The following is a 12,096-nucleotide window of genomic DNA, read 5'->3' as shown; positions in this document are numbered from 1 at the left end:
GGTGGTGGTCATGTCGACCTGCGTCAACGTTCCGTTGTCATCCTGGGTGTACAGGGTGACGGGCAGTCCGGTGACCGGTTCTTCGCAGGCATCCTGGACGCCGTCTTCGTCGTCGTCGAGCCATACGTAGTTACCGATTTGGATGGGGGGGGAATCACATATAGCCTCTAAGTCTCCCAAACCGTTCCCTTTCCCCGCAAAACCACCACCATTTGTGGAAGTTGCTCCCCGGAAGACAGTGTACCCCCGCTGGGCATCGTTAGTAGCCCGTCCTGTGGTATTATTCATTATCAGGACTCCACCGCTTCCCGTTTCGAACACAGGATCTAGCGCAGTGGTAACAATAAACTCTTTATCAGCTATCTGAGAAAGCGCTCCTTGTGCTGTTTCAAAGTGACCATAGGGTACCCCAGAGGGATTGACCAGAATTTCATCCGGATAAAACTCAATATCTGCCGAGGGGTCGTTATCAGCGCAGCCACCAGTACCCTCCCAGTCCCAATCTCCAAGCACGGCGCTGCCAGCATACAGGGCACCTGAGGCACCGTTAAAACAGGCGCGATTAATATCCCCACCTGTAGCAGGTCCGTAAGCCGTATTGTCGTTTAAGTCATACGGATTGAGAGATCCGCTACTTACCTGATCAGGAAATCGATCTCTGAATCCGAGAATCAGCGAATTATCTTCATCTATTTCTATGTCTGAGAGCAGCGGTGAAGGATAAGCCACGAAAAAGCCCTGACTGGGAATTGGAGGAAAAGTGTTTGTCCAGGGACGCCAACGTCCGTTCGAAAGAGAGGAACTGACCAGATCTCTGGCTCCGTCCAAATCTCTGGATAGTATTATTGAATAATCGGTACTTCTACCGGATAATTCGACCCGGTAAACAGTAGCACTAAGCTCTGCAAAACTTGCGTTAGTTTCTCCACTACAGACTCCTCCCACGTAGAGTTTGTTTTCATGAAACTTCAATGCGAACGGACGCCAGTCATCCCCCCCCCCTGCACAACCAGGATCAGGGATAGCACCTAAGTCAGTAATAGCATATGTTGGGTTTTCGGGTGTAACATCGATGCTGTATAAGTGTTTATCGTAGAGGTTAACTACGTACAGAGTATTACCATCAGAAGAAATTTCCACGTCCCCCAGACTTTCCTTTCCGGGCCGGGAATAGAAATCGGAGTCTCGGTACCAACCATTTGTACCATGTACAGTAGTACCAGTATTGGGTATAAGGGCGACGACTACAGGATCCGCTATGTTATTAAGATCCACCGCATAAACAGCCCCATTTCCTCCAGGGCCATACCCAATATTTCTGCTGGCAAAAGCTCCTACAAAAGCCGTAGCTGTCGTATTCTGAATAGCTAAACCGTAAGTAGAGCCCACTTCTGCAATGGAGGCGATGTAAGTAGGTCGCGGAGAGCCAGTAGACGTACCTCTTCGGCTCAATGGCCAGGTCACTACTGCTCCGAGGCTCTCGTGACCGGGGTCATCAGCCGGGCCAGTGATGTAGCAGGTTGTAATCATTGTGGGGTCTTCTCCGCAGTAAGCAACCCGGTCGACGGTAGCGTAGTCCACCTCACACTCCCCTCCCATTACAAACTGGGTATTCGTGCCGTTGTCAACACCAGCGTAACCGGGCTGGAGGTAGCTCTGAAGGGGAGTGGAGAACTCGACACGATATTGCTCGGTATTGTCCGTTAAATCGGGACAGGACCAATCGCCGTCAGCATTTGTGTAAGTAGAGCAGACGAGGTTTCCATCGCAGTCATAAACTTCAACGAGGGCATTTTCCTGTCCAACTTCCGCTGCACCTGCGTCCGCGCCGTCGTTATCGAAATCGTTGAAGACGTTTCCTCCTAGGCCTCCACCACCAGCACAGGCCGGCGTGCAAGCGATAAGGTCTACTGCCGTTAAAGCAGCGCAGCTAGGCGCGTCGAAGAATTCGGCACCAATTATCAGGCCGTAGGCAGGCCCGCTGACTCCGGTAAAGGTTACACTGGTCGTACCCGTTGCTGTGCTTAGAGAGCCTGAATTAATGCTGACGCCATTGAGGGTTACGACGATCCAGTCAGGGGTTGTGGCCAGGTCCGGATAGTTGTAACTCAGGTTGACCGTCACGTCATAGGTAAACTCCGCCGTGCCGCCGTTGTCCAGATAGTTACAGTTCGGTTCAACGCTGGTAATCTGCAAATCACATTCGAATACCCGGTGGAGGCCTACGTCAAGGGTATGGTCGGTCGTATCGCTGGTTGTATAGTTGATCACGGGATAACCAGTCAGCGTAGCGGCATCCATCAGCGTCGCATCGGAGTCGTCGAGATCGTTCCCAGCCGGGGCATCGGTGGAGGTTAGTTCGTAAGGCGTGCCACCAACCGTGAATTCACCCGTTCCGGAGTTGAAGAGTCCTTCGGTTGCCGTAGCGGTGTAATCGTAGCCAAAAACGATAGAATAGTCGGTGTCTTCAGCGACATCGTTGAAGTAGTACTGACCACCATTGGCCGTAGTGGTTACAGCTTCGAACATCATGGTTGTATTGTTGTAGAGCGAGACCGGGATGTCATCGATGCCGGGTTCTCCGCAGGCCCCCTGGACGCCGTCGGCGTCTTTGTCTTCCCATACGTAGTTGCCGATTTGGATGGGGAGTACACCACAAAGCAACTCAACATCTCCAAGGCCTCCTGACTTTCCGAAGCCTGCCTCTACCGTAGCGTAGTTGGACAAAGTGAGTTCGCGGTCTCTCAACTGTCCTCCGTTACTATTATCCCACCAGGTAAATCCTGATGAGCCAAATCTTACCGGATCGGTTATAGAGCCTACGACTTCACCAGTTCCCGGAATCAGGGCAAGTCCACCAAGAGCTGTTTCATCATGGCCTCCATTTGTTCCAATGAAGTCTTCATAGTATTCAAGTGCGCCAGGAGTGTAAAGGGAAGTGTAGTTGTTATCACAGCCGACACCTCCTTCAAACACGAATTGTGTTCCTACTTTACAGATTCTCAAAATATCTCCCCCTGCAACGGAACTGTAGAGTGTATTGTCACTTTGATTTGGCATGTAATTGGGGTAACCTGCCTGATGCCCCCAGCGATCCATCATCCCAATAATCAAGGAGCCATCAGTATCAAATTCAAGATCAGAAAAAATTGGTTGGGGTAGTGACTTCCAGTTTGCGCCAGCATTCACGAACGCGTCGGCGTCATTGTAATCATCTGACCAGGGCCTCCAGTTAACCGATGCAAAACAAGTACCCGAGCCACTAGCTACATTATTGTAAAGGATGCAACCTCGTTCATAGGCAAGGTCGAAGCTGTAAAATTTTGACACGAGTCCATTCTGAGTATCTAACCGCTGAATGAACGCACGACTTGCGTCCTCACAAACTGCTCCTACGTATATCTGACCATCATGGTATTTGATTGCCCACGGCCGAAGCTCTCCGCTACAATCCTCTCTTATCAAAGAGTAGGTGGCTACAGAGACCGGACTGGTCGGACTACTTACGTCAAGTACTTCTACCGTACCTAGTTTGAGGTTCGTCAGGTACAGCAAATTGTTTTCATAATCGATATCAATATCTCCGATGCCTAGTTTGCCCACGTTCTCAAAGACGTTCATATCGTAAGTGGGCTGGTTTGTAGCACCCAGGTCATTGGTAGCCGGATTTCGTGGGTCAGTCCCTACATCAATCCCTATAGTTGAGAGATTGATGGTAGCAATTAGTGTTCCTGCTCCGTTAGCAGCTGGTGAAGAATAATCAAAGACATAGATTGCGTCGGCTCCCCCCGGACCAAAACCTGCATGACGCTTTAAGATAGCTGATGTAAAGAGGAGTTTATCATCCCGATCAAAGGCTACTCCCCAAGCTGCTCCCACCTGTACGTCGTTTGCTATAGTTTGTACATTTCCTGAATTATCGTAGTTGACTCCTACAAAGGCATCCAGGTTTGCAGTTTGGTCGCCGTTAACGTAACAGGTTGTAGTGACTAATGGGTTAGCTTCGCAGTAATCATCCGGATCTACCACCCCATAATCCACTCCACAAGCCCCCCCGTTCACAAACTGAACGTTGGTGCCGTTGTCCGTTCCGGCATAGCTGGGTTGGAGGTAGTCCTGAAGCGGGGTGGAGAATTCTACGCGGTACTGTTCGGCACCATTTGTAAGATCGGGACAAGACCAATCACCGTCAGCATTCGTGTAAGTGGAACAGACGAGGTCTCCGGTACAATCGTATACTTCGACAAGAACGTTTGCTTGTCCAACTTCATTTGCACCTGCGTCCGCGCCGTCGTTGTCGTAATCATTAAAAGCGTTGCCGCCGAGGCCGCCACCGCCGACACAGGCCGGCGAACAGGCGATGAGATCAACGATGGCCCCGTCTTCGCAGGTAGGGACACCTGCGAATTGGGCCGTTACGATCAGACCGTATGCAGGTCCGCTGGTTCCAGAGAAAGTGATACTGGTGGTTCCGGTCGCAGTATTGAGGGGGCCGGTATTCATGGTCACTCCGTCGAGGGTCACTTCAATTCCGTTGGGGGTGGTAGTGAGGTCAGGGTAATTGTAGCTCAGGTTTACCGTTACGTCGTAGGTGAACGTTACGGTGCCGTTGTTGTCTGAACCTGTACAGTTCGGTTCGATGCTGGTGATCTGTAAATCGCAGTCGATCGCCCGCAGCAAGCCCACGTCCAGGGAATGGTCGGTGGCTTCTGAGGTGGTATAATTGATTACGGGGAAAGAGGTCAGGGCAGCGACGTCGGCCAGGCTGGCGTCGGAATCGTTGAGGTCACTGGTGAACGGACTATTTGCGGATGGAACTGCATTGGTGGAAGTCAACTCATAAGGATCGCCGTTTATAACGATCGTTGCTGTCCCCTGATCGAATAATCCATCAGTGGCTACGGAGGTATAATCGTACCCAAACACGAGGGAGTAATCAGTATCCTGTCCCACATCGTTGAAGTAGTACTGACCACCATTGGCCGTAGTGGTTACGGCCTCGAACATCATGGTTGTATTGTTGTAGAGGGAGACCGGAATACCATCGATGCCCGGTTCTTCGCAGGCATCCTGGACGCCGTCGGCGTCTTTGTCTTCCCAGACGTAGTTGCCGATTTGGATGGGGATTTCTTCGCAGAGGAACTCTGCGTCTCCGAGGGAGGCTGCTTTGCCAAAGAAATCTCCGTTACCGGTTCCGTCGGTAGTAGTGATGGGTGTTTGAAAAAGGGCCAGGTACCTCAGGTAATAACCCGTTGTTGCATCCATGAACCGGACGCCACCAAAGTTGCCACCATAGATGGACGGCATCACGATGGTGTTCGTGCCCGGTTGAGCAGCGATGGCTCCAAAACCAGATTCTACGTGCCCGACAGGGTTAGCAGATTGTGCGCCGGGAGTTCCCACCGCGGACGATCCATCACCGATAAAAAATTCGTCTTCAGGGTTTACGCTTGCTCCATTTATGATGTCTTCTATCAGGTATGACCCGTCACTGTTTTTCGTTGCGCGAATAATATCTCCACTATTTATTGTGCGTGATCCGGAAGATGGGTAAGATGCATTTGCGTTGAAGGTTCCCGAATAATCAGCTTTGCGGTCACTGATACCAATGACCATGTTCATCCGGTCGTCGAACTCAATATCCGATACGTGTGGCATCGGGTAGTAAGAGCTGGGCACACCTAAAATCTCGGGGGTCTCCACCCCGTTCAGCCATGGTCTCCAGGTTGAATTCAGGCCATTAAATTGTTGACGGGGATAGTTGAGTCTGAAATCAATTACCGACTCAAACACTGGAGTAGGCGTATTGGTAGGAATCCGGACAATATAGGTATGCAGGTCCGGTCCGCTCTGGGAAGTAAGGGCAGTACAGGTAATAGCAGTATAGAGGTATCCCTGGCGGATTTTCAAAGCTCCCGGTCGCCAATCATCTCCGTTACACAGTGAAGTGATTGCTGCTGGATAGGCAATGGTTGTGGCCGCTCCGGCGGTGACCGTGCCTCCGCTTTGCACCAGCGGGATAACATAAATCAGGTTATCGTGGTAATTGATGGCGTACAGGAGATCGTTTTCTTCGTCTACCTCTATGTCTCCCCAGCCAGCGTAGCCGACAAGGTCCCTCGCCTGCGTATCACCGAAGGTAGGCGCGTTGAAGTCCGGTGAAGCATATTCGTGAACATCCATTCCGGCATTTGCCGTAAATAAGGGCACGACGGTGTTTGGATTGTTGTCGCGGTCAATAGCATAGATTGTTCCCAGGGCGGTATTGTTAGGTCCGTTCGGAAAGCCGGCGTAGCGCTTCATGTAACTGGCAACCAAGATGGTATTCGACTCCCGGTGATACCCCATAAAGCGCACCGTACCGATATCGGCCGTGAGGGCATTGACGATATGACTCTGGCTTACGGGAGGCTGAGCATTGCCCGTTCCGCTGGGGCCAACGGGGCCGAACATAGAGCTGGGTGAAAAGGCTCCGGAAAGCAGGGAGGCCTCCAGTACGGCTTCCTGAGTAGTGTGGAACTGAGGATCGCCCAGTACGTAGCAGGCGAGGGAAAACTGAGGGTTTTCCTGGCAGTAGTCTGCCGGGTCTACAACTCCGTAATTGACTTCACAATGGGGGCTGGTTATGAATTGTACGTTCGTTCCGTTGTCCACTCCTGCGTAGCTTGGCTGAAGGTAAGATTGTAATGGTGTGGAGAACTCAACACGGTACGTTTCGCCGTCAGTCATATTGTCGCAGAACCAATTGCCATCTTCATCGGTGTAGGTTTCACAGATCAGCTCATCGTCGCAGTTGTACACCTGAACCAGCGCTTCTTCCTGCCCGATTTCATCGGTGCCATCATCCGTTCCATCGTTGTTATAGTCGTTGAATACGTTACCTCCGATGACGCCTGGTCCGGCGATGCAAGGGCCGGGAGGCGACATAAATCCTTCACCTGGCCTTGCACCTGCGGCCGCGGCCCAAAAGAATGCTTCTGTATCGTGCAGGTCAGGGGCCATCCATCCATCAGGGCTGGTGAGCGCGTAAACCATCGTTCCTGCGTAGGAGTGAAGGTTACGCGAGTATACCCCCGCATTGTATGCGGCTTCCTCAATATTTTCAGAACCAGATATGCTCCTATTCCCATCACTTGCGGCAAAGGAATAGTGTGCCAGGCATATTAGTGCCAGACAGAGGTATACTCTATTTTTCATGAGAAATGCTTAAAAAATCAAGTTGTCATGTTGTGAGCCCTTAAGGTAAAAGCCTTGTTTTTACCAATTTCATCTTATAATGACAGAAGGCCTTCGAGCGTGGCCAAACGCCAACAATATGACAAAGCGCCTATTTACCATGACAAAACACCCATCTCACTGATTGAAAAAGAAAACCCAGCTTTTACTGCATTGAACCTTTACAATTGACCAGGTATTATGCTTCACCAGGTGGAAGCACTGGACGAAATTCTAGTCCCAGGCATTTATGCACCAAACAGGGTCCGTGACTTGTCGAAATTAACGGGAATTTCCAACAGCAATTTCATCAAAACACAGGACGGAAGCATCCGGAAGCTTATTGCATAAATTCCAAGAGGTCCTTCTTGTATTTAGCCCCAATTGGATAGGCTATATCACCAACAATTACCTCTCCTTTCGCAGGATTAACACTTTTAATCATATTACCCGCCACTAAATACCGGCGATGAACGCGTATAAACATGCCCTTGGGCAGCTGGTTTGTCAGTTTCACCATTGAAGAGTATACAGATAACTTCCGCTCACCCAGAATGAAGAAACAGTAGTTCCCTTCCGCCTCAATAGCCTGGACCTCGTTGTAGTCGCTCCGGACAAGGTCTCCTTTAGAATTTTTAGCTGAAAAAGGTAACGGAGCCAGCGCCGCTGCGCGGGTATTAGCCCGATGAATCATTGCCAGTTTGATGGTCCGATCTATAGTTTTTTTATTAAATGGTCTGACCAGATAGCCATACGGTCTCATCCTTTGAGCGACATCAAAAACACCTGGCTGATCATCGGCCGTATAAAGCACATAAGGAATATCACGCTTCATGAACTCCTTTGCGAGCGACAGACCTACAGGTCGCTTGGTGAAGAAGATATCGGAAAGAACTATATCCACTTTCTTCCTTACTACTGTTTCTACGATTGTATTTACCTCTGAGGGCTCAACTACGACGACCTTATAATTGAGTGCTCTTAGTAAGACCTCGAGCTCCAACGCATAGAGAGGGTCGTCATCAATAATACCTACTTTGATCCTAATTTTCATGTGTAACCTTTGAATTTCAAGAACGCTTACTTGTAGCGAGTGAAAGCTCCATCAAACAGCCTGACCTGTGAAGTTGGCATGTTTCTCATTTGCTCGTGTTGAACATCACTAGTCGTCAAAGGTGCACAATGAGTGATAAGAATCCTTTCACGACCTTCTCTGCGGCAAATTGCCGTATTTTAGTCATCAATTGTTAACTGAGGATAGGCGTTGAAAAGGGAAAGTCAGCGTGACGCTTGCTCCTTTACCAGAGTTTTTATTCTCCACCCGCCAGCTGATACCATTTTCAATCAGTACGTCAATGATAACCGACCACCCCATTCCTGAAGAGTTATGAGAAGAGACAAAGCCCGCCAAGGCTCTTTTCTGATGGTTTATAGCGTTTTTTGTTTCGGGAGAAAAACCGGGGCCATCATCCGTGATCTGAACGGTAATTGAAGAATGCTCGCCGTCCACTACGTTAACCACGCGCAGGTTAACCTTTGTGCCTGCAAACGAGATAGCATTATGTAAGAGGTTGCGAATCACCGAAGACAATGCATACCTGCTTCCTTTAAACGAGTTGACATGTTCGTGCTCAAAGGACAATTCGACTCCCTTCATTACTGCCATTGGCCGGACAAAATCTAATTGATTGTCGCATAAATCGACCACATCGACTTCACTTGAAGGAAGTTGAGAATGTCTTTTTTTTCTACCCAGCAGCAACAGATTGTCTAAGGTATGGTAAGCCTGCAGTGCAAGACCATCAATCTGCATTCCAATTAAATCCAGTCTTGTCCACTGCTTTTGGTCTATGAGAAACTTCACCTTCTGGCCCATGCCCATGAGGCTCATCATTGGCCCCTTCAGGTCATGACCCGCTGTTGTCATAATTTTGCTCTTCCAGGCATTTACTTCCCGTAATTCTTCGGTGGCAACTGCAATGCCATTTTCCAGTTTCCGCTGGCTGCGCAGCCACAGTGCCCGGCGCACATTGTAAAAGACCATAAACATGAGTAAAATCACCACAACGATCAAGGCCCAGAAGGACCATTGCGTAAACAACGGGGGGGTAACTCTCAGGTTAAAACTCAAAAGCATTTTGCCGCTGTCATCCTGGTCTCCACCACTTCTGACTTGAAAAACGTAATCTCCATAGTTTGGCGTATTAAACTCTAAAACACCATTGACAACCTGACGCCATTCATCCGACAACCCTTTCAGCCGATAGAATAGCCCCTGTGTTCCTACATCAAGAAACCTGAAGGAAGAAAGTCTTATCCGCACAGAAACTTCCTCTACCCCAATGTTCAAATTCTTCACGCTGTCTTTCTCACTTAAATTTCGGGATTGCCAGCCGCTGTTTCTGTCAAAAACACTGACCGCACAAACTGCCTCGTACTTTTTATCCTCTGTCAGCAGATCTATATTGAGATCATCAGGATCAAAGAAAAAACTTCCACTGATACTACCCATTACCAAAGTACCATCAGGCAAACGCAAATGCGCATAGCGATTGAGTTCATCATTCGGAAGTCCGTCCTCTTCTTTACAAATACGCCTTCTTTTATTTTCATGGTCATAGACGGCCAGACCGAAGTTAGTAGGAAGGATAAACTGACCACTACTGTTGCGGTAAACAGCATGAACACTGGATATTGGCATTACATCGGAAAAATCGCAAATCATTTCAATTTCAGGAGACTGTATTTCCCAGCGCTGTAAGCCCTGATTAGTGGCCAGCCAGAAGGTGTTCCCTTCCCGCAACCATTCATAAACCTGAACTCCCCTACAGGCTCTCGGGGACAAAAGCACCCGGTGCCCGTCAGGGGCAAGTAAGAAAAATCCTCCGCTGGTGCCTACCCAAATACCATCTTTGTGTTCCCGCATACAGTGTATTTCGAAACCTGAGAAGTAACCTCGCAATGCTTCTTTCCACTCACCATCAAAATAGTGATAGAGGTTATTGACTGTCCCTGCCCACCGGATTCCTTTCCGTGTTGTAAGCATCGTTGTAATAGAAACATGACTAGTGTTTCGGGTAAATTCCTCGTTAACAAACCTATGTTTCTCTCCGGGCGTTGACCGCATCAGGTCTGCAGCATGTCCCCCCGTGAGGACCTCTCCTTCACTTTCCGATACGGACACTATCCCATAGACCTGATCCGGATAACGGTATAGCGGTTCCTCTTCGGGGCGAAACGGCAACTTGTACACGTTTACACCTGAGTAGGAGTTCTCCCAAAGCAATGAGTCACTAAACCGGACAAAACTGCGCACACTACCTTTTGGATTGAGGCTGGAAGTTTGTTTAAATATTTTTGGTACCGGCTTTCCTACCTGCAAACGTCCTCCACCATGAAACCAATAGTTCCCCTGACCATCAACAAGCATCAAATGCCGATACTTCAACCCATTCAGTCTGCAATAGACCTCTCCTTTTCCATTTATGATATTACACGTTTCTGTTTTCAGCGGTATCTCCAAGTACAACACACTATTATCGGGAGACCTGTACGGCCTGACACCAGGATTCACCGGAGCGTTTAAATATTGAAAATGCTCCTGCAGGCGCTCTGATTCTCCAGGCAAATCATTCAAATCCAGGTCCGGAAGCAGCAACGGATGTAAAAGTTCCTCCAGCAGACTTGAAGCGTACCATTTTCCGCCCCGTGCCAGAACCCTGTTATTGGCCAGGGGTTCGCAAAGCTGCATGCTCCACAATTCTTCATCATCTTCATCATGAATGCTTAGTGTTTGCTTCCTCAACATGAGGTACCACCCTTGAGGTGAAAAAACGATATGCTGTACTTTCCCTGTCTGGCCGGGAGGGAAAATCATTTTCCACTGGCCATCAAACCGAAACATGGCTCCGTTCTTCAGAGTCACCCGGTACACGTCATCACTCTTGTTTTTGTACAATTGATAAACATCACCAATCGGGAATGCTGGAGGTGAGTCTTCCCAGTAACTATTCCAAGTTTTAGTTTCCAGCGTGAGAGAGTTTATAAAGCGGGCCTCCAATACAGACCAATTATCTCCCACCGGATCAACGAGGGTATCGAACGGAGCGTTATTCTTAAGAGAATCGGTCAGGTACCTCATTTGCAGCACCCACGGGCCGGGTGCTTCGTATATGTGACTTAATAAGTCTTCAGAATCAGGTAACTCACGAAATTCGGGAACAGAAGAAAAGTGCGCCCCATCAAATCGTTGCAGTTGCTTACTCGTTTCCAACCAGATAAACCCCAGTTCATCCTGAAACATGCTACGAGTAGTGTACCCCCCCAATCCCGTTTTAGTCGTGAATGAACGCTCTACCCAACGGTATTCGTCCGTACAATCATCCTTCTGTGATGCCTCCTGCTGAGACCGAAGACATGTAGTAGACAAGAGCAATAGCATCATTATCAGGAAAATACCTCTGTTATGAAACAACATCTGGCAAAGTTAGTACTTCGTAGATATCCTACTGAACGTTGCCCCCTTATTTTTAACGTAGAACCTCCACCATCCGCCGTTTGAACCCCAAAATAATCACGCGGAACTGAAAGCGTTTCCTGAAAAAACAAGCCAACATCTCCCTTTTGCGGAAGGAATACGCATGCGCGGACGCAGGATGCAGAGATAGTTGAAGATAGCTTTATGCCCAATTATAATTTGCCCGGCAAACTGTCTTTTCCGGACGCAGACTTGTTCTGGCTTCTTCGAAAAACCGTTTTTGCACCTGCGATTGCTATGAGATAACCAAAGAAGCTTGCAACTTTCTTTCATACATAACTTTGTTTTCGTGGCAAGCGTAGATCGCTCTACATAGTTTGTTCCGGATAGCATTTAGTACCTGT

3 protein-coding genes are annotated in these 12,096 nt (G+C 48.9%); all 3 read right to left on the bottom strand.

Annotation, left to right across the window (positions count from 1 at the left end; all coding sequences use genetic code 11):
• The coding region (locus tag FUA23_RS21590) for an SdrD B-like domain-containing protein (protein WP_222707078.1) at positions 1-7,197 on the bottom strand (7,197 nt) is incomplete at its 3' end.
• A gap of 358 nt (positions 7,198-7,555) precedes the next feature.
• Complete coding sequence (locus FUA23_RS21585) at positions 7,556-8,269, bottom strand: LytR/AlgR family response regulator transcription factor (protein ID WP_147932859.1); 714 nt, start codon at positions 8,267-8,269, stop codon at positions 7,556-7,558.
• 186 nt (positions 8,270-8,455) lie between these two features.
• Complete coding sequence (locus FUA23_RS21580) at positions 8,456-11,518, bottom strand: sensor histidine kinase (RefSeq protein ID WP_187271182.1); 3,063 nt, start codon at positions 11,516-11,518, stop codon at positions 8,456-8,458.
• Positions 11,519-12,096: the final 578 nt, after the last annotated feature.

It is taken from the genome of Neolewinella aurantiaca, from assembly GCF_008014675.1.
GTDB classification, from domain to species: domain Bacteria; phylum Bacteroidota; class Bacteroidia; order Chitinophagales; family Saprospiraceae; genus Neolewinella; species Neolewinella aurantiaca.
Note: the sequence above shows the minus strand (reverse complement) of the source record. Positions and strands in the feature narration are given on the sequence as shown.

Bases quoted from the DNA above. Each gene is read 5' to 3' on its own strand.
- FUA23_RS21580 (WP_187271182.1), bottom strand. From the start codon at position 11,518: ATGTTTCAGGATGAACTGGGGTTTATCTGGTTGGAAACGAGTAAGCAA.
- FUA23_RS21585 (WP_147932859.1), bottom strand. From the start codon at position 8,269: ATGAAAATTAGGATCAAAGTAGGTATTATTGATGACGACCCTCTCTAT.